22 protein-coding genes, 1 other RNA gene and 1 pseudogene are annotated in these 25,654 nt (G+C 57.3%); 13 read left to right on the top strand and 11 right to left on the bottom strand.

All coding sequences use genetic code 11. From position 1 onward, the window contains the following. Positions 1-206 precede the first annotated feature (206 nt). Positions 207-1,880, top strand: coding sequence for a DNA repair protein RecN (gene recN, locus AD663_RS03335; RefSeq protein WP_003177836.1), 1,674 nt, complete (start codon positions 207-209; stop codon positions 1,878-1,880). 76 nt (positions 1,881-1,956) lie between these two features. On the opposite strand, the gene fur is transcribed toward recN, so the two are convergent. After that, positions 1,957-2,361 carry a ferric iron uptake transcriptional regulator gene (fur, locus tag AD663_RS03330; RefSeq protein ID WP_003177834.1) on the bottom strand — a complete coding sequence of 135 codons (405 nt, stop codon included), beginning with the start codon at positions 2,359-2,361 and terminating at the stop codon, positions 1,957-1,959. Between the two features lie 97 nt (positions 2,362-2,458). On the opposite strand from fur, the gene AD663_RS03325 reads away from it, so the two are divergent. Beyond that, the gene (locus AD663_RS03325; protein WP_003177832.1) at positions 2,459-2,986 is read left to right on the top strand and encodes an outer membrane protein assembly factor BamE; all 528 of its coding nucleotides are present in this window, start codon (positions 2,459-2,461) and stop codon (positions 2,984-2,986) included. A 59-nt stretch (positions 2,987-3,045) separates the two neighbouring features. Here the strand turns inward: AD663_RS03325 and AD663_RS03320 are convergent, their stop codons facing one another. Genes AD663_RS03320 through AD663_RS03310 form a run of 3 tightly spaced genes read right to left on the bottom strand, consistent with a single transcriptional unit; the run spans position 3,046 to position 5,190 of the window. Beyond that, positions 3,046-3,339 carry an RnfH family protein gene (locus AD663_RS03320; RefSeq protein ID WP_003177830.1) on the bottom strand — a complete coding sequence of 98 codons (294 nt, stop codon included), beginning with the start codon at positions 3,337-3,339 and terminating at the stop codon, positions 3,046-3,048. Continuing rightward, a complete protein-coding gene (locus AD663_RS03315) occupies positions 3,336-3,779 on the bottom strand; it encodes a type II toxin-antitoxin system RatA family toxin (RefSeq protein ID WP_003177828.1) in 444 nt (147 codons plus the stop codon). The genes AD663_RS03320 and AD663_RS03315 overlap by 4 nt, the downstream gene beginning before the upstream one ends. A gap of 7 nt (positions 3,780-3,786) precedes the next feature. Further along, positions 3,787-5,190: a sodium-dependent transporter gene (locus AD663_RS03310; RefSeq protein WP_053213300.1), complete on the bottom strand. Its 1,404-nt coding sequence runs from the start codon at positions 5,188-5,190 to the stop codon at positions 3,787-3,789. Positions 5,191-5,308: 118 nt separating this feature from the next. Here AD663_RS03310 and smpB point away from each other — a divergent pair, with 118 nt between their 5' ends. Continuing rightward, entirely contained in the window at positions 5,309-5,791 is a 483-nt protein-coding gene (gene smpB, locus AD663_RS03305) for an SsrA-binding protein SmpB (RefSeq protein ID WP_042730880.1), read from the top strand. Positions 5,792-5,935: 144 nt separating this feature from the next. Here smpB and AD663_RS03300 read toward each other — a convergent pair whose 3' ends face one another. After that, complete coding sequence (locus AD663_RS03300; protein WP_053213282.1) at positions 5,936-6,703, bottom strand: FCD domain-containing protein; 768 nt, start codon at positions 6,701-6,703, stop codon at positions 5,936-5,938. Positions 6,704-6,966: 263 nt separating this feature from the next. Here AD663_RS03300 and AD663_RS03295 point away from each other — a divergent pair, with 263 nt between their 5' ends. From AD663_RS03295 to AD663_RS03260, 9 genes are all read left to right on the top strand, one after another. Beyond that, positions 6,967-8,661, top strand: coding sequence for a lactate permease LctP family transporter (locus AD663_RS03295; RefSeq protein ID WP_003177821.1), 1,695 nt, complete (start codon positions 6,967-6,969; stop codon positions 8,659-8,661). Between the two features lie 151 nt (positions 8,662-8,812). Then, a complete protein-coding gene (locus AD663_RS03290) occupies positions 8,813-9,637 on the top strand; it encodes a (Fe-S)-binding protein (RefSeq protein WP_003177819.1) in 825 nt (274 codons plus the stop codon). Then, complete coding sequence (locus tag AD663_RS03285; protein ID WP_053213281.1) at positions 9,634-11,091, top strand: LutB/LldF family L-lactate oxidation iron-sulfur protein; 1,458 nt, start codon at positions 9,634-9,636, stop codon at positions 11,089-11,091. Before AD663_RS03290 ends, AD663_RS03285 begins: the two co-directional genes overlap by 4 nt. After that, the gene (locus AD663_RS03280) at positions 11,088-11,759 is read left to right on the top strand and encodes a lactate utilization protein (RefSeq protein WP_003177816.1); all 672 of its coding nucleotides are present in this window, start codon (positions 11,088-11,090) and stop codon (positions 11,757-11,759) included. The genes AD663_RS03285 and AD663_RS03280 overlap by 4 nt, the downstream gene beginning before the upstream one ends. Beyond that, on the top strand, positions 11,756-14,566 hold the full coding sequence (locus AD663_RS03275) for an FAD-binding and (Fe-S)-binding domain-containing protein (RefSeq protein WP_053213280.1): 2,811 nt from the start codon (positions 11,756-11,758) through the stop codon (positions 14,564-14,566). The genes AD663_RS03280 and AD663_RS03275 overlap by 4 nt, the downstream gene beginning before the upstream one ends. A 123-nt stretch (positions 14,567-14,689) precedes the next feature. Continuing rightward, positions 14,690-14,983, top strand: a complete 294-nt coding sequence (locus tag AD663_RS03270) for a hypothetical protein (protein ID WP_003177813.1) — start codon at positions 14,690-14,692, stop codon at positions 14,981-14,983. 93 nt (positions 14,984-15,076) lie between these two features. After that, positions 15,077-15,473, top strand: a transfer-messenger RNA (tmRNA) gene (gene ssrA / locus AD663_RS28125). A 430-nt stretch (positions 15,474-15,903) separates the two neighbouring features. After that, the gene (locus AD663_RS03265) at positions 15,904-18,078 is read left to right on the top strand and encodes a TonB-dependent siderophore receptor (protein ID WP_053213279.1); all 2,175 of its coding nucleotides are present in this window, start codon (positions 15,904-15,906) and stop codon (positions 18,076-18,078) included. Between the two features lie 440 nt (positions 18,079-18,518). Continuing rightward, positions 18,519-19,400, top strand: a complete 882-nt coding sequence (locus tag AD663_RS03260; protein ID WP_003177809.1) for a LysR family transcriptional regulator — start codon at positions 18,519-18,521, stop codon at positions 19,398-19,400. A gap of 26 nt (positions 19,401-19,426) precedes the next feature. Here the strand turns inward: AD663_RS03260 and AD663_RS03255 are convergent, their stop codons facing one another. Further along, positions 19,427-20,047 (bottom strand): LysE family translocator, encoded by a 621-nt coding sequence (locus AD663_RS03255; protein WP_003177806.1) that lies wholly within the window; start codon positions 20,045-20,047, stop codon positions 19,427-19,429. A gap of 154 nt (positions 20,048-20,201) precedes the next feature. Then, positions 20,202-21,683 (bottom strand): hypothetical protein, encoded by a 1,482-nt coding sequence (locus AD663_RS03250; RefSeq protein WP_053213278.1) that lies wholly within the window; start codon positions 21,681-21,683, stop codon positions 20,202-20,204. Between the two features lie 429 nt (positions 21,684-22,112). Between AD663_RS03250 and AD663_RS03245 the strand changes: the two are divergent. Continuing rightward, a pseudogene (locus tag AD663_RS03245) lies at positions 22,113-22,292 on the top strand (hypothetical protein); the annotation flags it as partial. A gap of 206 nt (positions 22,293-22,498) precedes the next feature. Here the strand turns inward: AD663_RS03245 and AD663_RS03240 are convergent. The 4 genes from AD663_RS03240 to AD663_RS03230 all read right to left on the bottom strand — a co-directional run bounded on the left by AD663_RS03240 (position 22,499) and on the right by AD663_RS03230 (position 25,410). Beyond that, a complete protein-coding gene (locus tag AD663_RS03240; protein WP_053213277.1) occupies positions 22,499-23,533 on the bottom strand; it encodes a hypothetical protein in 1,035 nt (344 codons plus the stop codon). 274 nt (positions 23,534-23,807) lie between these two features. Then, the gene (locus tag AD663_RS03235; RefSeq protein ID WP_157062701.1) at positions 23,808-24,302 is read right to left on the bottom strand and encodes a hypothetical protein; all 495 of its coding nucleotides are present in this window, start codon (positions 24,300-24,302) and stop codon (positions 23,808-23,810) included. Positions 24,303-24,458: 156 nt separating this feature from the next. Further along, entirely contained in the window at positions 24,459-24,854 is a 396-nt protein-coding gene (locus AD663_RS28855) for a hypothetical protein (RefSeq protein WP_152632661.1), read from the bottom strand. Positions 24,855-25,149: 295 nt separating this feature from the next. Next, positions 25,150-25,410 (bottom strand): hypothetical protein, encoded by a 261-nt coding sequence (locus AD663_RS03230; protein ID WP_003177784.1) that lies wholly within the window; start codon positions 25,408-25,410, stop codon positions 25,150-25,152. Between the last annotated feature and the right edge of the window lie 244 nt (positions 25,411-25,654).

Genomic DNA, 25,654 nt, shown 5'->3' with positions numbered 1-25,654 from the left:
TCGCGCTTCTGCCCCGGTATATGGGGCCAGGTTTTCGAGCTTCAAGGGCCGTCCGACGAATTAACCCTACAAAAGACAGTTACAAAGCCATTCCTTCCAGCGCTAAGAAAGTCGCCCAGCCAAGCAAATCGAGCTAAGCCCAGGCATTGTCAGCCGGAAACAAAACACTGTATAAATAACCAGACCTAACATCTGGGAGCGGCCTCATGCTGGTGCACCTGTCCGTACACAACTACGCCATCGTCGAGCATCTCGACCTCGAGCTCGATCGGGGCATGAGCGTGATTACCGGCGAAACCGGTGCTGGTAAATCCATCATGCTGGATGCCCTGGGCCTGACGCTGGGCGATCGCGCAGACAGTGGCGTGGTGCGCCCCGGAGCGGACAAGGCCGACATCCTGGCGACGTTCGACCTGGTCGACATTCCCGAAGCCAGCACCTGGCTCGCCGAGCGCGACCTGGACACCGACGGCCTGTGCATCCTGCGCCGGGTCATCACCGCCGAAGGCCGCTCGCGGGGCTACATCAACGGTACGCCTTGCCCATTGGGCGACCTCAAGGCCCTCGGCGAACTGTTGATCGACATCCACAGCCAGCACGAGCATCAATCCCTGCTCAAGACCGATACCCACCGCCGCCTGCTCGATGAATACGCCGCAGCCACCGACCTGGCCCGCCAGGTTCAACTGGCCGCCCAGCGCTGGCGCCAGACACGACAGGAGCTGGACCGACTCTCCAATTCAGGCGACGAGCAGCGCGCCCGCCATCAATTGCTGAGCTATCAGCTCGAAGAGTTGGAGAACCTGGCCCTGGGTGAAAATGAACTGGAGGAGCTGGAGCAGGAACACAAGAACCTGACCAATGCCGAAACCCTGCTGGGCATTTGCCGCCAGGTGGTCGAGCAATGCAGCGAGAACGATTCAGGGAACGTGCTCAACGCGCTGACGGCGAGCTTGAACCGGCTTTCCAGCGTGAACAATTCGGTGGGCGCACTGAGCGAAGCCACGAACCTGCTGACAAGCGCACAGATCCAGGTCGAAGAAGCGGTGGGCGAACTGAACCGCTTTCTCGATCACTTCGATGCCGACCCGGCACGCCTGCAATACCTGGAAGAACGCCTGGACACTATCTATACGCTGGCGCGCAAGCACCGCGTCCAGCCAACCGAAGTGGCGGAACTCCAGCAGCGCTTGCTGGATGAACTGGAAACCCTGAACGCCAACGATGAATCCATCGAACGCCTGGGGGACGAATTGGCTTCCTATGCGCGTCATTATCAAGAAAAGGCCCAACAGCTCAGCGAACTGCGAAAGCAGGCCGCGACAGGGCTGGCCAATGCCGTGGAGCAGGAAATCCAGCGGCTGGGCATGCCAGGTGGCCGCTTCACCATCGAACTGCGCCCCAACAGTAGCGATGACCTTCAACCCAATGGGTTGGAGCAGGTGGAATTGCTGGTCAGTGCCAACCCCGGGCAACCACTCAAGGCACTGGCGAAAGTTGCGTCCGGCGGCGAACTGTCACGGATCAGCCTGGCCATCCAGGTCATCACGGCGCAGACCTCGCGCGTACCGACGCTGGTATTCGATGAAGTAGACGTGGGCATTGGGGGACCAACGGCGGAAATTGTCGGCCAATTGCTGCGCCGACTCGGGGAGCGCGGCCAGGTGCTGACGGTCACCCACCTGCCCCAGGTCGCGGCCCAGGGACACCAGCATCTATTTGTGCACAAGGTCCGCGGCGAGGATGCCACACGTACCGCAGTGTCCAAGCTCAATAAAAACGAGCGCGTGGAGGAAGTGGCGAGAATGCTGGGAGGCATCGACCTCACCAAGGAATCCCTGGCCCATGCCAGGAAAATGGTTGTCGCGGCGAAAGCCTGAGGAACGCCGTATGGCAAGAAGGCGACCCTGGGGTCGCCTTCTTTCGTTTTGAGAGCTTATGGCTCGCGCGGCGTGCTTACTTCTTCTTGCGTACATGCAAGACGAGATGGTGATCGATCAGCTCGAAACCATGCTCTTGAGCAATATCCTTTTGCAGCTTCTCGATTTCGGGACTGAAGAACTCGATAACCTCACGGCTTTCCACGTCCACCATGTGGTCGTGATGTTCCCCGTCCGCCAGTTCAAAGACCGCATGACCGCCATCGAAATTATGACGAGCCACAAGACCCGCAGCCTCGAACTGGGTCAGGACACGGTAAACCGTGGCCAGACCAACGTCCTCGCCAGCCTCCATAAGCGCCTTGTAGACGTCTTCGGCACTCATGTGACGCTGCTCTGCCGAATCGAGCATTTGTAGAATCTTGACCCGTGGCAGGGTCACTTTGAGGCCGGCTTTGCGTAGTTCGCTATTTTCAACCATGGTCAGCTTTCTCGCGATGCTGCTTCGCAGCTTCTCTTATTGCGGGTATGATCGGCGTTTACGTTGTCCCAGCCAAGATAGTGGAAGTCGCCCACCGATGCAAAACACCAAGCTCTTGCTAACCAGTTTCACCTTTGTGGGACTGCTCGCACTCGCCGGTTGTTCATTCCCCGGGGTTTACAAAATCGACATCCAGCAGGGCAATGTCGTCACGCAGGACATGATAGACCAGTTACGCCCGGGAATGACCCGTCGGCAAGTACGGTTTATCATGGGCAATCCTCTGCTGACCGACACGTTCCATGCCGATCGCTGGGATTATCTGTACAGCTTGCAGCCTGGCGGCGGTGAGCGGCAACAGGAGCGCATCAGCGTTATCTTTAGCCCCAATGACCAACTCGTCAGCCTGTCGGGCGATTTCATGCCTGGCGTGAGCCGCGACGAGGCCATCATGGGCAAGGACAGTGGCACGACTGTCACCGATCCGACCCAGAACGCCGAGAAGCCCAAGCCGGAAAAACCGACCAAGCCAGGTTCGTTGCTGGACCAGATCCAGAAGGATGTGGACAAGGTCGAGACCGTACCTGTCCCAACTCCAGAACCCCTGGACACGTCACCGCAATAAATCGCGACATAAAAAAACCCGGCATGCCGGGTTTTTTATTGCCTGCGATTCGAAGCCAACTATTGGCGCGCTTGAGCCGCTTTGGCCGCGCGCAGACGACGAATTTCTTTCGGATCAGCCAGCAATGGCCGATAGATTTCCAGCCGATCAGCTGCCTGCACGACCTGACGATCCGGATCGGCTACCACCTTGCCAAAAATCCCGACCGGGCATGTCGCCAGATCCAGCTCGGGGAACGCTTCCGCAATCCCCGAAGCCAGCAGCGCTGCGCGAACAGTCGTGCCTTCCTGCACTGCAAACGCACGCAAGACCTGGCGCTCAACGCTGGCGTATACCACTTCGATTTCAATCAACGCTTGAGCTCGGCATTCTGTTTGGCGCGCTGGCAAAAGGCGTCGACCAGAGTATTGGCCGCCTGATTGAACAGCGGCCCCAGCGTGGCTCGCACCAGTGGGCCGGCATAATCAAACGACAGATCCAGGCTGATCTTGCAGGCTTTCTCACCCAGCGGCTTGAATACCCAGACGCCGTGGAGCTGATTGAAAGGCCCCTCTTCCAGATTCATTTCGATGGACTGCCCCGGCACCAGGGTATTACGCGTGACGAAGCGCTGACTCAACCCTCCCTTGGCAATATTGAGGCTGGCGCGCATATGGGTATCAGAGCTCTCCAGCACTTCGGCGGAGGAACACCAGGGCAAGAATTGCGGATAACTCGCCACATCGTTGACCAGGTCGTATAGCGCCTGCGCCGGATAAGGCAGCAAGGCCGAGCGTTGAATATGTGTCGTCATGTAAGCGTCACTTCCACAGCTGGGCGGCAAACACTACGAGAATGCCGATGGGCGCCACATAGCGCATCAAGAACAGGCTCAAGGCGAACAATACCGGGCTACGCAGCGACAATTCATCACGCACCGCCTCACGCCCCATGATCCACCCCGCAAACACCACGAAACACATACCTCCTAATGGCAGCATGATCCGTGATGTGAAGAAATCAATCACGCCGAAGAAATCCAGACCTCCGGTTGCGCCCCACTGGTAGAGACGGAACAGGCCGTCTTCGTTCACGAAAAACTTCGCCTGCTTCCATATATTGAAGGAAAACACCGTGCCTAGCCCCACAAACCAGCAGGTAAAGGCCAGCCAGAACGTCACCCAGGCGCGGCTGAGCCGGGTCCGCTCAACCAGATAAGCCACCATGGGCTCCAGCAGGGAGATGGCCGAACTCCAGGCCGCGATGGCCACCAGGACGAAAAACACAACGCCCATCACTTGGCCGAACGCCATGCTGCCAAAGGCAAAAGGCAGACTGACAAACATCAACCCGGGCCCTTCGCTGGGGTTCAGGCCGGCGGCAAACACAATCGGAAACAATGCCACGCCCGCCAGCAGCGACACGAACGTATCCAGCAGCGCGACACCGACCACGGTCCGCGTGAGGGACGCGTTCTTGGGCATGTAGGCGCCATAGATCATGATCGAGCCAACCCCGACGCTCAGTGAGAAAAACGCATGCCCCATCGCCGGCAACAGACCGTCCAGGACTTTTTCCGGCTGGAAATCGAACATGAAATGCACGCCTTCCATGAAATGCCCGGTGGTCATGCTGTATCCCAGCAGCACCAGGATCATCACGAACAGCAACGGCATCATGATCCGCAAGCTGCGTTCAAGCCCGGCGACGACGCCCCGGGCAATCACCACGGCGGAAAGCACCATGAAAATCGTATGCCAGAGGGTGAGCCGCCAAGGATCGGCGATCACATTACCGAAGTAGGCGCCCACCTGGTCCGGCGTGGCGCCCTGGAAATCCCCGCGCCCCATGTCGATGATGTAGTCCAGCGACCAACCGCCGACCACGCTATAGAAAGAAAGGATCAGCAGCGCCGTGATCATCCCGGCGAAGGCGCCCCACGACCACTTGGTTGAATGCCCCGCCTCCAGTGCCAGGACCTTCAGGGCATTGGCCGGGCTTTGTCGGGCGCGGCGACCGATCAGGGTTTCGGCCAGCATCACTGGCGCGCCGATGAGTGCGATGCAGGCCAGGAACATCAGTACGAAGGCGCCGCCACCGTAGACGCCGACCATGTACGGAAACTTCCAGATACTACCCAGCCCCACGGCCGAACCGGTCGCCGCGAGTATGAAGACCCAGCGGCTAGCCCAACTGCCGTGCACAGAAACCTTGTCTGTCGACATCGTGATCACGCCCAAGCGTTCAAAAAAGAGGCCGCATTGTCCGGGATTCACTCAACGTGCTCAAGCATGCAGCTTCACCGTAGCCGACACGCACGCAACTGCCTATAATGCCGCCCCTATGGCTAAACAGAAGAAACACCCCACAGGGACCATCGCGCAAAATAAAAAGGCGCGACACGATTACTTCATCGAACAGCGTTTCGAGGCTGGCATGGTCCTGGCCGGCTGGGAAGTAAAGAGTCTGCGTGCCGGCAAGGCGCAACTGGTCGACAGCTATGTGCTGCTCAAGGATGGCGAAGCTTGGCTGCTGGGCAGTCACATCACGCCGCTGACCACCGCCAGCACCCACGTGATTGCCGACCCGGTGCGCTCGCGCAAGCTGCTGCTCAACAAGCGCGAGCTGGAAAAGCTCTTCGCCTCTGTGCAGCAGAAGGGTTACACCTGCGTCTGTACGTCGTTGTACTGGAGCAAGCACTTGATCAAGTGCGAGATTGCGCTAGGCAAGGGCAAGAAGGAATACGACAAGCGCGATACCGAACGCGAACGCGACGCCGGTCGCGAACTGCAGCGTGCGGTGCGCAACAAGGGCAAGGAAGACTGAGTCTTTCGCCCTTGAGACCGCATTCGCGAGCAAGCCCGCTCCCACCTGGTCCTGCCGATCACACAATGATGATTGGGCATAAATCCCATGTGGGAGCGGGCTTGCTCGCGAATGCAATCGCCCAACCACAACAACACTAACTGGCTAGATCCCCTTGCGCCGCTCCGCCCGCGCAACCCGCTGCACTTCCTGACGCACCTCTTCCAACACTTCCTGTACATACAAAATATGCCGGCTGGACACTTCCCGCGCTTGCTCGGCGTGGCCGTCCATAATCGCCTGGTACAGTTCCCGATGCTGGCTGATCAACATGTCGCGGGTTTCACTGCGCTGTTTGTACATGCCGCCGATATTGGTCACCACGTTGCGCTTGAGCAGGTCGAATAATCCGCGGATGGTATGCAGCAAGACCGCGTTATGACTGGCCTCGGCGATTGCCAGATGGAACCGCGCATCCGCTGCCCCCTCCTCCGCCCGGCTCACTTCTTCGTGGCGCGAATAGCAATCCTGCAACGCTTCGAACGCCGCCGTCAGCCGCTCGCGATCTACTTCCGTGGCCCGCTGCGCCGCGTAATAAGCACAGGAAGCCTCCAGCGTGTGACGGAACTCCAACAGATCCCGTTGCGCCTCGGGGTTGCTCTCCAACAGCTGCAGCAGCGGATCGCTGAACGTCGAGCCCAGCGACTCCACCACGTAGTTACCGCCGCCCTGGCGACTGACTAGCAAACCCTTGGCCGCCAGCTTCTGGATCGCCTCGCGCAACGAAGGACGTGATACGCCGAACTGTTCGGCCAGGGTTCGTTCGGCCGGCAGCCGTTCGCCAGACTTCAACGTCCCCTCAAGGATCATTCCTTCAAGCCGCTCGACAATATCGTCAGACAAACGGCGCTGACGAATTAGATCAAACCCCATAACTCGACTCTCCACGATCCCGACGGCTCGCCGGGCTCTCTATTCTGGCCCATCCGGACCCAGTCCACACCCATCAAAAACGGTTTGCTCGAACGGATCAGATGCTATCTGCACCGCTTATTCGACGAAAGTTTCAGGGCGGCAAATTGACACACGACAACCAAGGCTTTTACCCTAGCGATCAGCGCTTGTAAATTGGTATTACCAATTACCCAATATCGCTGACCAGTGCCTGACCAACAACAATTAGGGGCCCACCCATTATGCAAACCTGGCAACAGCTCTACAGCCCGCTCGGCAGCCTCGGCTTGTCCGCACTCGCGGCCGTTATTCCCATCGTGTTTTTCTTCCTGGCCCTGGCAGTGTTTCGCCTCAAGGGACACGTGGCCGGTAGTATCACGTTGGCCCTGGCGATTGCCGTGGCGATTTTTGCGTTCGGCATGCCTGCGGACATGGCTTTTGCCGCTGCCGGCTATGGTTTTGCCTATGGCCTGTGGCCCATCGCCTGGATCATCGTCGCCGCCGTTTTCCTCTACAAACTGACGGTCAAGAGCGGCCAGTTCGAGGTAATCCGCAGTTCGGTACTGTCGATTACCGATGACCAGCGCCTCCAAGTGTTGTTGATCGGCTTTTGCTTCGGCGCATTCCTGGAAGGCGCCGCCGGCTTCGGAGCGCCAGTTGCCATTACTGCCGCGCTGCTGGTCGGCCTGGGCTTCAACCCCTTGTATGCCGCCGGCCTGTGCCTGATCGCGAACACCGCCCCGGTGGCGTTCGGCGCGCTGGGCATCCCGATCATCGTGGCCGGCCAAGTGACCGGGATCGATGCGTTCAAGATCGGCGCCATGACCGGTCGCCAACTGCCTTTGCTGTCGCTGTTCGTGCCGTTCTGGCTGGTGTTCATGATGGACGGCCTGCGCGGCGTGCGGGAAACCTGGCCGGCTGCGCTGGTGGCAGGCTTGAGCTTCGCCATTACTCAATACTTCACCTCCAACTTCATCGGCCCGGAACTGCCGGATATCACCTCGGCCTTGGCCAGCCTGATTTCCCTGACGCTGTTCCTGAAAGTCTGGCAACCCAAACGCACCGCAGGCGCACAGATTGCCGGCGCCACCTCCAGCGCAACCATCACCGCCAGCGCCGGTGGTTTCGGACTGCCTCGCAGCACCGTGGCATCGCCCTACAGCCTGGGGGAAATTCTCAAGGCCTGGTCCCCCTTCCTGATTCTCACCGTGCTGGTGACGATCTGGACCTTGAAGCCATTCAAGGCGATGTTCGCCGCTGGCGGCTCGATGTACAGCTGGGTGTTCAACTTCGCTATTCCACACCTGGACCAGATGGTGATCAAAGTCGCGCCAATCGTGATCAACCCCACCGCCATTCCGGCCGTGTTCAAGCTTGATCCGATTTCTGCCACCGGCACCGCGATTTTCTTCTCTGCGCTGATTTCCATGCTGGTGCTGAAAATCAATGTCAAGACTGGTATTACCACTTTCAAAGAGACCCTTTTTGAACTGCGCTGGCCGATCCTTTCCATCGGCATGGTCCTGGCGTTCGCCTTTGTTACCAACTATTCGGGCATGTCATCGACCATGGCCCTGGTATTGGCAGCCACCGGCGCGGCATTTCCATTTTTCTCGCCGTTCCTGGGTTGGCTGGGCGTATTCCTGACCGGCTCCGACACTTCGTCCAACGCGCTGTTCAGCTCGTTGCAAGCCACCACCGCGCACCAGATCGGCGTCAACGACACCTTGCTGGTGGCGGCCAACACCAGCGGCGGCGTGACCGGCAAGATGATCTCGCCACAATCGATCGCGGTGGCCTGCGCGGCGACCGGGCTGGTGGGCAAGGAATCGGATCTGTTCCGTTTCACGCTCAAACACAGCCTATTCTTTGCAACGATTGTCGGCTTGATCACGCTGGCCCAGGCCTATTGGTTCACCGGCATGCTGGTTCATTAAGTCCTACACGTAATACTGAAAAAACCGATGCCGAACCGTGATTCGGCATCTGCTATTCACAACCGGGTCTGCAAGGCTGCTGAAAGATTTCCTGTCTATATTTCAGCAGCCTCAGCGGACGGATAACCGGGACCACCCGGAGACACGCCTGATGAGCGAGCTTTTCTACAACGCTGTGCCGAATGCGACCCGTGTCGCCCCGCCATTGCCCGAGCCCCGGCAGTACCCCAGCGAAAAACCGCAACGGGTCTACCTGTTCGGAACGTGCGTGGTGGACCTGTTCTATCCCGAAGCCGGTATGGATGCGATTCACTTGCTGGAGCGCGAAGGGATTCGGGTGGAGTACCCGCAAGGGCAAAGTTGCTGCGGCCAACCGGCTTATACCTCCGGTTATACCGAGCAGGCGCGGACGGTGGCCCGGGCGCAACTGGCCTTGTTTGCCAATGACTATCCGGTGGTGGTGCCCTCGGGCTCCTGTGCCGGCATGCTGCGCGAGCATTACGCCGACCTGTTCAAGGACGAGCCCGATACGCTCAAGCAGGTCCAGGCCTTGGCTGCGCGGACCTACGAACTGGCGGAGTTCCTGCTGTTTGTCTGCAAGGTCCAGCTCAACGACAGTGGCGCGCCGGTGAAGGTTGCGCTGCACACGTCCTGCTCGGCACGGCGTGAAATGAACACCCACCTGCATGGCCGTGCCTTGTTGGCGCAGTTGCAGAATGTGGAGCGAGTCGAACACAGCCATGAAAGTGAATGCTGTGGTTTTGGTGGGACGTTCAGTGTTCGCATGCCGGACATTTCCGGCGCGATGGTGGCCGACAAGACCCGGGCATTGAAGGAATCCGGCGCCCATCAGGTCGTCAGTGCTGATTGCGGCTGCTTGATGAACATCAACGGCGCACTGGAAAAACAACGGGAGGCGCTGCGCGGTCAGCATCTGGCGAGCTTTCTCTGGCAGCGTACCGGAGGTGTCGCATGAGTACGCCGACGCTGATTCCGACGGTTGAAGTGCAAGAAGATTTTCGCGCCCGAGCCCACAAGGCACTGGGCGACACGCAACTGCGAAACAACTTTCGCAATGCGATGGATTCACTGATGACCAAGCGGGCAACGTCCTTCAGCGATGCCCACGAAAGGGAACACCTGCGAGTGCTGGGCAATGCTGTCCGCGCCCGTGCGTTATCCAAGTTGCCCGACCTGCTCGAGCAACTTGAAACCAACCTGACCCGCAACGGTGTGAATGTGCATTGGGCGGAGACGGTGGACGAAGCCAATGGCATCGTCCTCTCGATCATCCGTGCTCACGAGGCGCGGCAAGTGATCAAGGGCAAATCGATGGTCAGCGAAGAGATGGAGATGAACCATTTCCTCGAGGCCCGGGACATTGAATGTCTTGAGTCCGACATGGGGGAGTACATCGTCCAGCTCGACCACGAGAAGCCTTCCCACATCATTATGCCGGCGATCCACAAGAATGCCGGTCAGGTCGCGTCCTTGTTCCACGACAAACTCGGCGTGGAGTACACCAAGGACGTTGACCAACTCATTCAGATCGGTCGCAAGGTGTTGCGGCAGAAATTCTTCGAGGCCGACATCGGCGTCTCGGGCGTCAACTTCGCCGTCGCCGAGACCGGCACGCTGCTGCTGGTGGAAAACGAAGGCAACGGGCGGATGTCCACCACCGTGCCGCCAGTCCACATCGCCGTGACTGGCATCGAAAAAGTCGTGGAGAACCTGCGCGATGTCGTGCCGCTGCTCTCCTTGCTCACACGCTCCGCCCTCGGTCAGCCGATCACCACCTACGTCAACATGATCTCCGGTCCGCGCAAGGCCGATGAATTGGACGGCCCCCAGGAAGTCCACCTGGTGCTGCTGGACAACGGTCGCAGCCAGGCGTTTGCCGACAGTGAACTGCGCCAGACATTGAACTGCATCCGCTGCGGCGCTTGTATGAATCACTGCCCGGTCTATACCCGAATCGGTGGCCACGCCTACGGCGAGGTGTACCCGGGGCCTATCGGAAAAATCATCACGCCGCACATGGTCGGCCTGGCCAAGGTGCCGGACCACCCGAGTGCATCTTCGTTGTGCGGCGCTTGCGGTGAAGTGTGCCCGGTGAAAATCCCGATTCCGGCCTTGCTGCGACGGCTGCGAGAAGAAAACGTCAAGGCGCCGGACAGCGCTCATCCCGTGATGCGCGGTCAGGGCAGCAAGTACTCGCCCAAGGAGCGCTTCATCTGGAATGCCTGGGCCTGGCTCAACAGCTCGCCGCGCCTGTACCGGTTGTTCGGTTTCCTTGCCACGCGCCTGCGCGCCCTGACACCGAGTAATGTCGGGCCATGGACCCAGAACCACAGCGCTCCAAAACCCGCTGCCCGCTCATTGCATGACCTGGCCCGCGAACACCTGAACCAGCAGGGAGACCGTCGATGAGTGCCAAGGAAAATATCCTAGCCAAGCTGCGCAAAAGTCTGACGGGCGCCACGCCCGTTGCCGATAATTTCGATGTCGAACTGGTGACACAGACCTACCGCTACGCACCCGAAGAACGTATCCCGCAGCTGCGCAAGCTGATGGAAGCGGTACACACGGAGATCCATCTGACGTCCGGCGAAGATTGGCCGGCGCTGCTGGCTCAGCTGTTGCGCGACCGGCAACTGCCCAGCCTGCTTATCGCTCCGACCACGCCACATGGGCAAAAAATCACACAGTTCTGGGCGAACAATCCGGACCTGCCGGCCCTCAAGGCCTACAACCGCCCCGTGGAAGAATGGAAAGCCGAACTGTTCAACGACACGCCCGCCAGCCTGACCGGCACCCTTGGCGCCATCGCCGCGACCGGTAGCCTGATTCTCTGGCCGACGCGGGAAGAACCGCGATTGATGAGCCTCGTGCCGCCGGTGCATTTCGCCCTGCTCAAGGCCAGCGAGATCCGCGACAACTTCTATGAAGTGCAACAGGAATTCGAATGGGCCCAAGGCATGCCGACCAACGCCCTGCTGGTGTCGGGCCCGTCGAAGACTGCCGACATCGAGCAAGTACTGGCCTATGGCGCCCACGGCCCGAAAGATCTGGTGGTTTTGATCCTGGAGGACCAATGACCCTCCCGGCCTCTTTCCTACGCGACGTACAACAGCTCATCCCACAAAAACGCCGTTTCGACGATCCGTTGTCAACCTTGGCCTTCGGCACCGACGCCAGTTTCTATAGGCTGATTCCGAAGCTGGTGGTACGGGTCGAAACAGAAGATGAAGTGGTCGCATTGTTACAGCTCGCCCAGCGCGACCAGGTGCCCGTCACCTTCCGCGCCGCCGGCACCAGTTTGTCTGGGCAAGCCATCAGCGACTCGGTGCTGATTGTGCTGGGTGATAATTGGAACGGCCGCGAAGTCCGCGGGCAAGGCGCGCAGATTCGTTTGCAACCCGGCGTAATCGGCGCCCAGGCCAACGCTTGGCTGGCACCGTTCGGGCGCAAGATCGGTCCTGATCCAGCCTCAATCAATGCCTGCAAGATTGGCGGTATCGTCGCCAACAACGCCAGCGGCATGTGCTGCGGCACGGCGCAGAACACTTACCACACCTTGGCCGGCATGCGTCTGGTACTGGCGGACGGCACACGTCTCGATACCGAAGACGACGCCAGCGTGGCGGCTTTTCGTACAAGCCATGACGAACTGCTGGAACGCCTGGCGACACTGGGCCGCGAAACCCGCGCCAACACCGAACTGGCTGCGCGAATCCGGCACAAATACCGTCTGAAAAATACCACCGGTTTGTCACTCAATGCCCTGGTGGATTTCGACGAGCCTGTGGATATCTTGAGTCATCTGCTGGTGGGCTCCGAAGGCACCCTCGGCTTTATCAGTGCGGTAACCTACAACACGGTCGTCGACCACCCGAACAAGGCTTCGGCACTGATCGTCTTTCCCGATGTGGAAACCTGCTGCAACGCGGTCACTGTGCTGAAAAGCCAACCGGTATCGGCCGTGGAACTGTTGGATCGCCGCAGCCTGCGTTCGGTACAGGACAAGCCGGGCATGCCGGATTTCGTACAGCACCTGTCGACAAATGCCTGCGCCCTGCTGATCGAATCCCGCGCCGCTTCTTCGTCGCTGCTCCAAGAACAACTGAGCCTGATCATGGCTTCGCTGGCGGGCTTCCCGGTGGAAAAACAGGTCGACTTCACTGAAGACCCACGGGAGAACGCCCGCCTCTGGGCCATCCGCAAAGACACCTTCCCGGCGGTGGGCGCGGTGCGCAAAACCGGAACCACGGTGATCATCGAAGATGTGACCTTCCCGGTGGAACAACTGGCCATCGGGGTGAATCGCCTGATCGAACTGTTCGACAAACATCACTACGACGAAGCGATCCTTTTCGGACACGCACTGGAAGGCAATCTGCACTTCGTCTTCACCCAAGGCTTCAACAACCCCGAAGAAATCGCACGCTACCAGGCGTTCATGGAGGACGTCGCGCAATTGGTGGCAGTGGAATTCGGCGGCTCGTTGAAAGCCGAACACGGCACCGGACGCAACATGGCGCCGTTCGTCGAGCTGGAATGGGGCAGCGATGCCTATCAATTGATGTGGCAACTCAAGCGCCTGCTCGATCCCAACGGCATCCTCAACCCGGACGTGGTGCTCAGCGAGGATTCGCAGATCCACCTCAAGCACCTCAAGCCGTTGCCGGCCGCCGATGAGATTGTGGATAAGTGCATCGAATGTGGTTTCTGCGAGCCGGTGTGTCCGTCTAAAGACCTGACGTTGAGCCCACGCCAGCGCATCGTGATATGGCGGGACATCCAGGCGAAAAAGCGCGCCGGCATCGATACTTCGGAACTGGAACACGCCTACCAATACCAAGGCATCGATACCTGCGCCGCGACGGGCCTGTGCGCGCAACGTTGTCCGGTGGGCATCAATACCGGCGAGCTGATGAAAAAGCTTCGCAGCCGTGAGGCAACGAAGACGAAAACCGCCAACTGGATCGAAGGAAATTTCGCCACCACGCTGCAAGGCGCACGCTTCGCCCTTCACGTCGCCAACGGTGCGCGAATGCTGCTAGGGGCGCCTCGCCTGGCAAAACTTTCGGCCTCATTGACGCGGCTGTCCAAGGGCCAGGTACCGCAATGGAGCAACGCCATGCCCCAGCCGGAAAAGGCCATCCGCTTCAGCCCCGCCGTGTCGGACGAGCGTCCGAGAGTGGTGTACCTGGCGGCCTGCGTATCGCGAGTCATGGGCCCGGCAGCAGGGGATAAAGAGCAGATGTCTCTGTACGAAAAGACTCAACGCCTGCTGGAAAAAGCCGGCTACCAAGTAGTCTTTCCCGATAATGTCGACAGCCTTTGCTGCGGCCAGCCTTTTGCGTCCAAAGGCTATGTCGAACAAGCCGAACACAAACGCCAGGAACTGATCGGCGCCCTGTTGCACGCCAGTCGCGGCGGACTTGATCCGATCTATTGCGACACCAGCCCCTGCACGTTGCGATTGGTCCAGGACCTGGGCGATGTGCGTCTGGACCTGTACGACCCAGTGCGTTTCATCCGCACCCATTTAACGGACCGTCTCGATTTCATCCCACAGGAGGCGCCCATCGCCGTTCACGTTACGTGTAGCACGCAGCACCTTGGCGAAAGCCAGGCGTTGATCGATCTGGCGCGCAAATGCAGCAAAAACGTGGTCATCCCAGAAGGCATCCACTGCTGTGGTTTTGCTGGCGACAAAGGCTTCACCACGCCGCAATTGAACGCCCATTCGCTACGCACCTTGAAGGACGCGGTCCAGCATTGCAGCGAAGGGATTTCCACCAGCCGCACCTGCGAGATTGGTCTTACGCAACACGGCGCAATCGACTACCACGGGCTGGTCTACCTAGTGGATCGAGTGACCCAGGCCAGGGCAACCTGAAGAAAAATAGAACCCTGGCGAACGACCGCAGTCCATTGAGCAGGTCCTGCAAATGCAGGGCTTCCTCAATAGGTAGCCGTCCTGATGGCCAGCAAATGCGGCCCTTGGGTCAAGGAGAGACACATGAAACGCTCTGTACTGTTAGGTCTGTTTGTCACTGCCTCGATGCTGGCGTCGTCCTCGTTCGCTGCCGGCGGCTCGAGTGATCTCTGCGATACCAACCTGAAAACCATTGAGAACGCCAAGACCCAGATCCAGGGCTCCCCGGAACTGCAAGCGCGCGTCGAGGCGAGCGTCCAGCAAGCCAAGGCCCATCAGGCTTTGAACACCAAGGAAGGCACCGAAAAATGCATTTCCGAAACCACCCAGACCATCCAGGAAATCCGGAAGGTCAGCAAAGACGGCAAGAACTCATAGCAGGTTGAGGCCAGCCTTCGGGTTGGCCTCAGACGCGAATTGGCGTACACTGCGAATGCCTGCCGCTTCACAGCTTTACGAAGCGTCAGGTTCGGGGCCGTTTAGGATTCGACGCCGGTTGCGAAACTCTAGGTGCATGCCGAGTTGGTAACAGAACTCGTAAATCCACTGTTGCAACTTCTATAGTTGCCAATGACGAAACCTACGGCCAGGACTACGCTATCGCTGCGTAAGCAGCCTTAACGCCTGAGCTTCTGGTACCTTCGGGTCCAGCAATCACAAGGGGATGTCCGTAAACCCAAAGTGATTGTCATATAGAACGGAATCGCCGTGCAGTACGTTGTGGACGAAGCGGCTAAAACTTACACAACTCGCCCAAAGCACCCTGCCCGTCGGGTCGCTGAGGGTTAACTTAATAGACACGGCTACGCATGTAGTACCGACAGCGGAGTACTGGCGGACGGGGGTTCAAATCCCCCCGGCTCCACCAACTCAACATCTAAAGACGTCCACGGACGTCTTTTTTTGTGCCTGAAATTCAGTACATTCGGTGTTTCAGCGCTGCAAGGGGCTTTCCAGTTTTTTGTGCCCCAGGGCTGTTTGGTATTGCAGATGGCATCCCCGGCTACCCCAGGCTGATCTTGGGAGCACATCTCATGTGCGCCCAAACCGAAAGACCAGGAATACGTCCTCACAAATGGCGACGGGCCTATTACAGCCGCACAAACCAGGCGCTTAGCGAATCTCGCCAGTGCCTTTTTCATGCCCGAACAAATCATCCCGGCGCCATAACCGAAGCCCCCTTCCCAAACTCAACACTCCTCTAACGCATCACGCTTTTGCACAGCGGAAAACCCTGCGACAATCACTAATGATTCTCAACAACACCTTACTTATCATTAGAGCCTCAGGAGCCTTCAATGTCGCGCGCCACACCCCTGTGTTATTTCAACGCGTCACGTGATCTGTTAGCCATGGCCATTTGCATGGCAGCCCTTTCACCGGCCCTTGCCGATGACAGCAGCGCTGCTCAGGAAAAATCCAAGCCCGCCACCCTGGAGCTGGGTGCGACCGAAATTTCCAGCGGCCCGCTGGGCAGCATCACGGAAGGCTCCGACTCCTACACCACGGGCATCATGTCGACGGCCACCAAGCTGCCGCTGACGATGCGTGAAACGCCACAAGCCACCACTGTCATTACGCGTCAGCGCATGGATGACCAGGCCATGACTAGCATCAACGACGTGGTGAAGTTCACCCCTGGGTTGTTCCTCGACTTTTCAAGCGGCCCCGGTCGGCAGACGTACTCGGCGCGCGGTTTCGAGATTGATAACCTCATGTACGACGGCATACCGAGCGGCTACGACGGCGTCAACGTCGGGGCTCAGCCGAACCTTGCGATGTTCGACCGAGTCGAGGTCGTGCGCGGCGCCACCGGCCTGGTGACCGGTGCAGGCAATCCTTCGGCGGCCATCAACATGGTACGCAAGCGGCCGCTCGCCGAGCAGCGAGTCACGCTGACAGGCGCCGCCGGCAGTTGGGACGATTACCGTGGCGAGATCGATGCGTCCAGCCCGCTCAATGACAGCGGCAACCTGCGTGGTCGGGTCGTCGCGTCTTACCGCGATGCCAACAGTTTCATCGACGATGTCGAGGAGGATCACGGCTTATTCTATGCAATCACCGAAGCAGACCTGAGCGAAGACACCACCCTGACCCTCGGCTTTTCGCACCAGAAGGACAAAACCAATTACTTCTGGGGCTCGTCGATGATCGGCCAGGATGGCCATCACCTGGATTTGCCGCGGTCGTACAACCCTGGCACCGGTTGGGAGAACAAGGATCAGGAGATCAACACGCTTTTCGCCGAAGTCCGCCATCGCCTGGCCAATGAATGGAGTCTTCAGTTCAACGCCAACTACGCTGAGCAGAACGCGTTGTTCTCTGGCTCGTACCAGTCACGCTGGGTCAATAACACACTGGCTCGGACTGTCTACCAGTCCGCCCATGATGAAAACCAGGCCGGCCTGGACGCTTTCGCCAATGGCCCCTTCGAAGCGTTCGGACGTACCCACGAACTGGTGGTGGGCGCCAGCAAGCGCATCTATGACATGACCACTCACAACTATTCTCCGTATGACATGAACTGGCCGATCAACGCCGGCAAACCGGACTTCGTCCACACGGATAATGGCCGCGAAGTCACTACCCAGGATGGCCTGTACGCAACCACCCGCCTGAGCTTGGCCGATCCATTGAAGCTGATTCTTGGCGGGCGGCTGGACTGGTACGACTACGACAATCGGGATGGCGAAGGGGATTACAAGGTCACTCGAAACGTTACCCGTTACGCAGGCTTGATATACGACCTGGACGACCACCATTCAGTCTATGTCAGCTACAGCGACATCTTCACGCCGCAGAGTTCCAAGGACACCTCCGGCACACCGGTCAAGCCGATCGTCGGCAAGAACTACGAGGCCGGCATCAAGGGTGAATATTTTGACGGCGCGCTGAATGCGAGCATGGCCCTGTTCCGCGTCGACCAGGAAAATCGCGCCGTGCAAGTGTTCGTGCCGAACTGTCCACAGTCCTCTTGCTACGAGGCCTCCGGCGAGCTTCGCAGCCAGGGTGTCGACTTCGAATTGCAAGGCGCATTGACCGAAAATTGGCAGGTCGGTGGCGGCTATACCTACGCTCGCGTGCATACCATCAAGGACAGCGCCAATCCGCAGAAGGTGAATCAGCGCTTCGACACCGACACGCCAGAGCACCTGTTCAAGCTGACCACCCGCTACCAATTCCAAGGTTCGCTGGAAAAACTGCGCGTCGGCGGCAACGTCTCCTGGCAGAGCCGCATCTACAACGACGTCGCGTTGCTCGATGGTAGTAACTACCGGCTCAAGCAGGGCGCCTATGCGGTCACAGACTTGATGGCCGGATACAGGGTCAACCAGCATCTGGACCTGCAGCTCAATGCCAATAACATCTTCGACCGCAAGTACTACTCATCCGTCGCCAATTCCATCAGCTACGGCGGCGACGCTTATGGCACCCCACGCAACCTGATGATGACCGCCAAGTACAGCTTCTAGGTTGACCAGGCGCAGGGATGCAGCCCTGCGCCACCCCAAAAACCTGTGTCCGCGCGCCAGTGTCCGACGACACCCTCTACGACATCCCGGGGGTAACGCCCCCCATCATAGGTCCGGATGTTCTGCCGCAACGCCGCCAGGAATGAAAACGCGTTCTCCACCCGCTCGCCCTCGAACCCGTGGTAATAATTTTGCGCAGTCACCACCGTGCCGGCGCCCCGTTTGTTATCGGGTTGAAGGCAATAAGGGATCGACAGGAAACCTGGCTATCAGCCAACTCAAGAACGGCTGCATGAACTGGAAGGGAGCGCATCGGGTTACGTATCATCCCCTATATCCTCTACGGTGTTGCACCATGCGAAAAACCTTAAACTGGCCTCTGATCATTTCGAATAGAAATAGATGAGGATCGATTTTCCATTCTTGGGTATGACATTTAAGTGAACTGGGATGATCTGAAGGTTTTCATCGTCGTCGCCAAGTCGAACAACGTGACCGAGGCCGGTAACTCGCTCAAGGTTTCGGCCTCGACGGTGTCGCGCAAGATTGCCGCACTCGAGGACTCGCTCAGCACCGTGTTGTTCTTGAAAAAGACCAATGGGTATTTCCTGACCGAAGCTGGCAGGGCATTACTACCGCTGGCGATGGAAACCGAAGAGCGCTTCAAACTCATCGAGCGGCAGATGTCGCAGCCAAGCGATCGAATGGCCGGGCAGGTGCGCATCGATTGCCCGGAGTTGATGGGCACGCACCTGATCATCCCCGGGCTGGCCCAGTTTCATGAGCTATACCCCGAGATCAGTTTCGACTTCATCAACTCGGCGGTGTCGTCGAAACTGACCCAAAGCCACAGCGACATCATTATCCGACTGCGCAGGCCCGATAACGGCAACTTCACCATGCGCCGGGTCGGGACATTGGTGCAGGGCCTGTTCTGCTCCGAAGGTTATGCCGCTTCCAATAGCCTGCCGGCGGAGCCCGCCGACTTGAAGCACCATCACTTGATTGGCTGGACCGAGGAAATGTCTTACATGCCGCTGGCGCAGTGGCTGAGCGAACTGAGCGACGATCAGAAGCTGTGGATCCGCGTATCCAACCTCAACGCCCAACTCAAGGCCGTGGAAGCCAATCTTGGCATTGCCGCGCTACCGGCCTACGTTGCACACCAGTCGGGCCTGCGTCAGGTGCTGGCCGACAGTTCCCAACACCGTTCCCATATCTGGCTGCTGCGCAATCAAGCGACCCAAGGTGTGGGCCGCGTCGACCGAGTGGTGGATTACCTGACGCAGCTGTTCCACGACAAAACGGCAGACATGCAATAGCGTTCGGCGTCCTGGCTGTTGCTCCTTTAAAGCGGACCAGTCCGCAGGAATATCCAGACCGCTACCGCGATCAACATCAGCCCAAACACCGCATTTTGAAGTACCAATAATCTTGGTCGCGCCCGGATCAGCTTCTGCACGCTCGACCCCATGGACACCCAGATGACGTGAGAGAAAAAATTCAGCGAGATCAGCGCCGCGCTCAAGATCAACACGACACTGCTGCTCGTCTCGCCAGAAGGTGTGAAGGTGGAGAACATCACCAGCAGCATCACGATTCCTTGCACGTTGCTCAGCTGCACGACGATGCCGTCTCGAAATTGCAAGTGCATGGCTTTTTCACCGGGCGCTTTCAAGGGACGTCGCAGCAGGCGCACACCCAGCCACAAGATGTAGAAACTGCCCACCACTTGCAGCACCCAAACCAACTTGGGGCTGTTCATCAACGTGTGATAAAGCCCGAGCCCGACCAGCACCGCGAGCAGAAAGTAAGTGATGTCCAGCCCGACGATAAACCGCACCGAACGGCGCACGCCGCTCTGTGCGCCGGAAGTGGCGACCATCAAGTTGCCAGGGCCCGCACTGAGGGTCAGCGGTACCATGGTCGAGAGCCAAAGCAGCCAGTTAATGCTGAGTACTTCTTGCACGTTGTTTTCCTTGATCGCCGCGCGGACTGCACTCCCTCAAGTCTAATTCGCAGAGGCTTATAAGGTTATAGCGAAGAGCGCAAAGCGATATCCCATAAATGTGGGAAACCGTTCTGCCGCTCTTATTGAGACCTTCGCCGACGCTGACAAGGAATCAGATACCCGGGCCCATTACGCGAGCCGGCAACCTGGCCAGGCGATCCCAGCCTTCAGCATTGATGGCAGTGCAATTGAACAGCGCCAATGTGCGCAGCGGCAGTTGCTCTAAAACCGCTACGGCGCCTGAGGTAATCCGCGACGTTCCGGGATCCGCCGCAATCGTCAGGTCACGCAACGGCATCCGGGCGAGATGGGCCACTCCCGCGTCGGTGAGCCAAGGGCTGTCATACAAACCGAGGCGTTGCAGCGGCAAGTTTCGCAGGCAAGCCAAGTCCGCATCACGCAGATCCAGGCCGCTGATTTCAAGCTGCTCCAACGGCAAGCCCAACTCGACAAGCTTGCGCAAAACCTTGCCATCGACGCCGCGACAAAAGCTGAGTTTCAGCCGTTTCAGTGGCAGGCCGGCGAGTTGCTTCAACTCTTTCCAAGTGACGTCGTTCAATGACAGGTCCAGGGATTCCAATTCCAAACCGCGCAGATCCCTCAACGTATCTGCATTGATGCCTTGCACATCAGAGAGCCCAAGACGCTTTAGTGGAAACTCGTGCAGCACATCGAGCCGCTCGATTATCTGGCGTGACGCCTTGAGATCCAGATCGGCGAGCGGCATGCCTACCAGTACTTCAAGATCGTCTTCGCAAACATAAGAGGACTGCAGCGAAAGCCGTTCGATGGGCAAACCGGAAATGGCATTCAGCGTGGCGTCCGTTGCGTAACAATAATCCAGGCTCAGGGAACGCAAAGCTGTCAGACCGCAAAGCCATGAAGGGTCCTTCAGGATCGCGCCACTCCAACCGAGGGACAGTTGCTCAAGTGGGTGACCGCATAACTGCGCCATCCCACGGGAAGTCAACTCGCCCACGCGCTCCAGCGTGAGTGATCGCAACTTGAGGTTTGAAAGCCCGAGAAGGCCTGCGTCGGTCACGTCATCGCAACGGTCCAAGGACAATTCCTCCAGCGCGCTATTGCCGAGTTGCTCGAAGAAGTTATCGTCGAAGTCTTCGCCGTAAGTGCTTAACTTCAGCCGGCGCAGCCGTTCGATGAAAGGAAGGCTGGCCGCGTTATCGTCGCGGGAGAATCCGCTGATTTCCAGGCCTTCGAGGGCAAGGTCTGGCAAGCGCTGCCATAGACTTTGATCGCAACTGAATCGCGGGCTGTTGAGCACCAGCGTGCGCAAAGGCAACCCAGCCAAGGCGTCGCACCACGCCGGCTCGGCGTTGTTCAACGCCACATGATCAACCGGCAGATTGCCAAGCTGCGCCAGCAACGGCCCGGGGCGATTGACGTGTGCCGTGGCATTCAACTGAGCAATCACGACATTGGCCGCCGGATCGCCCAGCCCTGCCGCGACGCGGATACCGTCCAATGAAACCTCAGCGGCGTCGAGTAGATCGCGGTAAAGCGCGGCACGTGTAGCGATGTCATCGGGGTGGGTGGCGAGTTGGGTGACCAGCGCATTGCGGGTGGGGGTTTGCACGGTTTATAAATCCGAAGTGGGCGAGCGCTGGGCAGGCTGCGGAAGAAAAGTGGCGGTAAGGGAAACACAAAAGCGAGCCTTGCTGAAGAGGCAGCCGGGACGGGAAACGCGCGCCCTCGGCCTTCGTTCCCCATTCCAAATTTTCGTCAAATCATGAGTGACGGCGTCGTTCCTGCAACTCACCCATGGAAAGGCTGTCGGACTCCCCCGTGGCGAGGGAGCTTGCTCCCGCTGGGCTGCGCAGCAGCCCCACACCAACGTAGCAAAATACCGCCGCTAACAAGCTAAACGTCCTACATCAAACTCGGAAAGCGGCATCTTGTAGCTCACGGATAACGCAGCCTATATTCCGTCGTCGCCCTAATGGCGACTCGGGTTTGGCGACCCGATTAACGAGGTAGCTCCTTTCAATTAAATGAGGTACTACCGATGAAACGATACATGCCCATCACTGGCATCAACTGCATCCCCGCCACCCTGCTCATCGACACCGAAGCCCCGCTCGACGTCCTCTTCGAAACCGCCGATTACCGCATCCGCACCGTAACCCAGCTGCTGGAGAACATCGCGTTCCGCTCGGAAATCAGCTCCGACACACTGGCGCTCTCCGGGAAGTCTGACGGCTAATAAGCATTCCTTCAGGCTCGGCTATTTCTACTTGTTGGGAATAAACGCCTGTGTCGTCGAGAAGGGCGCTGAGAGTCCAGCCCAGAGACCGTGAACCTGGAAGTTTGCAGTCGTGGCGCGTGACCTCGTCCTGAGGACCGGTCCTTCTAAAAAATGCCAAAGGACGTGTCATTCGTGCCTGTTCCCTGTCAGAAATTGAAACGATCTTCGAAGACTGTCTGAGCGCCTACTTTGACCGTACACTGCCGTGCAGTTTCGACGGTTACTACCTTGCCTAATAATGGCATCAAGGCTTTGTAGAAAACCTTATGGCACGCGGCATCCTTGCTAAAGGGTCGGGAACGACCTTCAGCGTCCGCGGTAATGTGGCAGCCTTCCACTAAATCAGCGGGTAACTCTTTCAAGGCGACAGGCTTTTGAGTACTGCCCAACTGCGCTTCGACTACTTCATCACAACCACCACTTACAGCTCCTTCCTTAACGGTTTTTACGAAAGCAACGCGCTCGTAATCGGTGCCACTGAAAACCGTCTGGTCGTTGACACTAACGCGATACTGCGAAGGCTGGAGCATGATGGATTTGATGCAGAACTGTGTTGTGACCGGCTGACTATTCACCGAGACCGTTGCCGACTTGCAACCCGGGACTGCGTTGGCGAAGCCACCGTTTTGGGCGCTACTTTCAACAGGGATACGCTCCTGAGGCTGCGTGATGTCATAGGCGTGCAGTTCACAGCCCCCACCCACAAACTGGAGCTCCGCCAGATAAACCTTGCCCTTCTGCGGCGTGAAAATGGTGCTGATCGGACCGCAACGATAACCGCGGTTGATACTTTCGCCAGTGGCGTAACCTGATACCTCGAATGGCTGATCGGGATCAGCTTGCACTTCCAGCTGAGGGAAATGCTTCAAGGTCGCGCTGTGCGCCGTTTCGTTAAGCTTGGCAATCCAGCCGAACACTTTGCCGCGACCGGAATCCACTACTGTTCCCTGCACATCCATACGCTGGTCTGGGTCCGTCGCTCGCCTGATTGCAAATTCCACCGGGACGACATTGCCCGTCGCCTTCATGATGACCTTGGCGTGCTGCGCATCGACGGCAACCTTTTTCTGCTGGAATTGGATACCGTCGCGAAGCAGGTCAGGAGAAGAGTCCCGGACGTTGGATTTGCAGCCGGATAACGTCAGAGTCAGGCCAAATATTAGCAGCGTTGTTTTCTTCATGAATGCTCCAAGCACATCATTGATAGTTAAAAAAGAAAAATAGAAAAAATTTTATGCGTTAGCAAGATAAATAAACTCAGCTTATTGGATCAGGGCAGTACTGACCCAGCCGACTCAGAAGACATAAAATTTGATGACCGATCCTAAAACTTTTACAAAGTATCAGGCCTCAACGCCCCACCCTTCGCGACTTGCAAACAAAAAAACGCCAAATGTACGCATAATCAGCAAAGCAACAAGTCCGCCGAGATTTTTACCGCCTTCTAATAACATACTACGACCTACCCTCACCATACCGCTCTACCAAACCTAGCAAATACTCTTCCATCACGTCAAAACGAATCGCGGTCGCATATGAGCGCTTCGGGTCTTGCCGGGAGGACTCCCGAATTAAAGTTGGGACATCGTCACTCAACCACAATTCCTTGCGAGGATAGATTGCATATAAATCCCCCTCAATATCCTCCACAACCATATGCCCATGCCAAGGATCCTCATACAACTCTCCAGAAATCGATTTAACAAACAAAAGAGCCTGCTCATCAACTTTAAGGGCTACATCCCCCCACGTGCCACCCGATCGAATGAACTCAACTTCCGAATTAAGAACGCTGCGAACAATTCCCGCCCCTGTAGAATATATACGCCCAATTTTCGCGCGCAAGACCTGCGGGCGTGGAGCGCCAGTCACATGAACCAAAACAAGATCATGCCTCAACACTTTATCAAGTAAAAAATCTGACCGCTTGTTCATTTCATTGGTCTCCACGGCGCTCCAAGCTATTCAAGACGAATAAAGCAATAAAGAGCAATAAAGGGGACAGATTTATTTAAGCCGCGATAAATAAATCTGTCCCCATTTCGGTCGGTCCCCTTTTCGGTCGCTTTTCGGCTCCCTTTTTTCCTTTACGCCGTACCTGGCAACTTAATTATTCCTGCCCGCTTCAATATCTTCCACCCACACAGCTATCCGAGGTAGCGCCATACCACATTTCGGGCAATTACAACGAGGAAGCGATAATGCCTTATAAGAAACTCCTAAGCCATCATCAACGCCAAAATACAAAGTCGGATCTGAAGGATTAGCAATTTTCCCACCCCATTTGCATTGATCGCAAGCCACCCTTTCGATGAGCACTCGCTGCCATCGTTCATCCATACGATATAAACATAATGGCACCCAAGGCTTCAACGACTTAGTCAAATGTAGCCCCAAACGGAATTGACCTTCGCGCCCAGATACAAAATCAAGCATATTGCGCACAACAATTTCAAGTTTGTCATTGAAAATAGTTCCATCTTGATACGTGCCTGCATTCAAGCTCTCCTCCCACTCGCTGACACTGGGAGCAACTACAAGCTGGCCATCAATCACTAACTCTGTATATTTTTCCAGATAGACCTCTTCAGAAATTTATTTTTGGAAAAAAGGGGACAGATTTATTTTAGAAAACTGGGCAAGCCAATAAGCCCGCTCCCTCTGCATTTCATAAAATAAATCTGTCCCCTTTTCGCTGTCCCTTTTCGCTGAATGCTTTCATTGTGACCTTACCGTGCGGGAGTAGCCTGCCCCGCTCTCTAGCATTAGGTCAAGGCGGGCTGTCCCCGAGTCCTCACTATTCATTAACCAATCCCAATGCTTCCCCAAGACTCTCAACGAAATCGGCCTGCTCATCAGAATACTCAGTAGCGATCTCAGAAAATTGCAGACATAGGGCGTTTTTCGTTTTTAAATCGGCCATTTGAAGAGTCGCCGCCAACTGCTCAAGTGCCTGGACAGACGCATCCGGAGCAACTACATCCTCTCCAGAAAATTCAAGAAATATTGCAATTTCGGCGATGGCACGCGCAACACACTTATTGATTTCCTGACTCATGGACCATCTTCACTGAAATATTTCTAATTTTTAGTCAAACTTTTTTTTGAAAAAAAGGGGACAAAAAGAAAAAAAGGGGACAGATTTATTTTAGAACACCGAGCAAGCCAATGAATCGACTCTTTCCGTACCTTATAAAATAAATCTGCCCCCTTTTTGTTCTTCCCCTTTTTGTTCTTTGCAAGAGCATCTGCCGCGCCTGCGCCTTTTGCCCCGTAGCAATTAAGGCTAACTTTTTAAATTA

Source organism: Pseudomonas sp. Q12-87 (genome assembly GCF_001269755.1).
GTDB lineage: Bacteria > Pseudomonadota > Gammaproteobacteria > Pseudomonadales > Pseudomonadaceae > Aquipseudomonas > Aquipseudomonas fluorescens_S.
This window is presented reverse-complemented; position numbering and strand designations above follow the sequence as displayed.

Bases quoted from the DNA above. Each gene is read 5' to 3' on its own strand.
- AD663_RS03310 (WP_053213300.1), bottom strand. From the start codon at position 5,190: ATGTCGACAGACAAGGTTTCTGTGCACGGCAGTTGGGCTAGCCGCTGG.
- AD663_RS03290 (WP_003177819.1), top strand. From the start codon at position 8,813: ATGAGCGAGCTTTTCTACAACGCTGTGCCGAATGCGACCCGTGTCGCC.
- AD663_RS03325 (WP_003177832.1), top strand. From the start codon at position 2,459: ATGCAAAACACCAAGCTCTTGCTAACCAGTTTCACCTTTGTGGGACTG.
- recN (WP_003177836.1), top strand. From the start codon at position 207: ATGCTGGTGCACCTGTCCGTACACAACTACGCCATCGTCGAGCATCTC.
- AD663_RS03280 (WP_003177816.1), top strand. From the start codon at position 11,088: ATGAGTGCCAAGGAAAATATCCTAGCCAAGCTGCGCAAAAGTCTGACG.
- smpB (WP_042730880.1), top strand. From the start codon at position 5,309: ATGGCTAAACAGAAGAAACACCCCACAGGGACCATCGCGCAAAATAAA.
- AD663_RS03295 (WP_003177821.1), top strand. From the start codon at position 6,967: ATGCAAACCTGGCAACAGCTCTACAGCCCGCTCGGCAGCCTCGGCTTG.
- AD663_RS03315 (WP_003177828.1), bottom strand. From the start codon at position 3,779: ATGACGACACATATTCAACGCTCGGCCTTGCTGCCTTATCCGGCGCAG.
- AD663_RS03270 (WP_003177813.1), top strand. From the start codon at position 14,690: ATGAAACGCTCTGTACTGTTAGGTCTGTTTGTCACTGCCTCGATGCTG.
- AD663_RS03230 (WP_003177784.1), bottom strand. From the start codon at position 25,410: ATGAGTCAGGAAATCAATAAGTGTGTTGCGCGTGCCATCGCCGAAATT.
- AD663_RS03240 (WP_053213277.1), bottom strand. From the start codon at position 23,533: ATGAAGAAAACAACGCTGCTAATATTTGGCCTGACTCTGACGTTATCC.
- AD663_RS03285 (WP_053213281.1), top strand. From the start codon at position 9,634: ATGAGTACGCCGACGCTGATTCCGACGGTTGAAGTGCAAGAAGATTTT.
- fur (WP_003177834.1), bottom strand. From the start codon at position 2,361: ATGGTTGAAAATAGCGAACTACGCAAAGCCGGCCTCAAAGTGACCCTG.
- AD663_RS03300 (WP_053213282.1), bottom strand. From the start codon at position 6,703: ATGGGGTTTGATCTAATTCGTCAGCGCCGTTTGTCTGACGATATTGTC.
- AD663_RS03275 (WP_053213280.1), top strand. From the start codon at position 11,756: ATGACCCTCCCGGCCTCTTTCCTACGCGACGTACAACAGCTCATCCCA.
- AD663_RS03265 (WP_053213279.1), top strand. From the start codon at position 15,904: ATGTCGCGCGCCACACCCCTGTGTTATTTCAACGCGTCACGTGATCTG.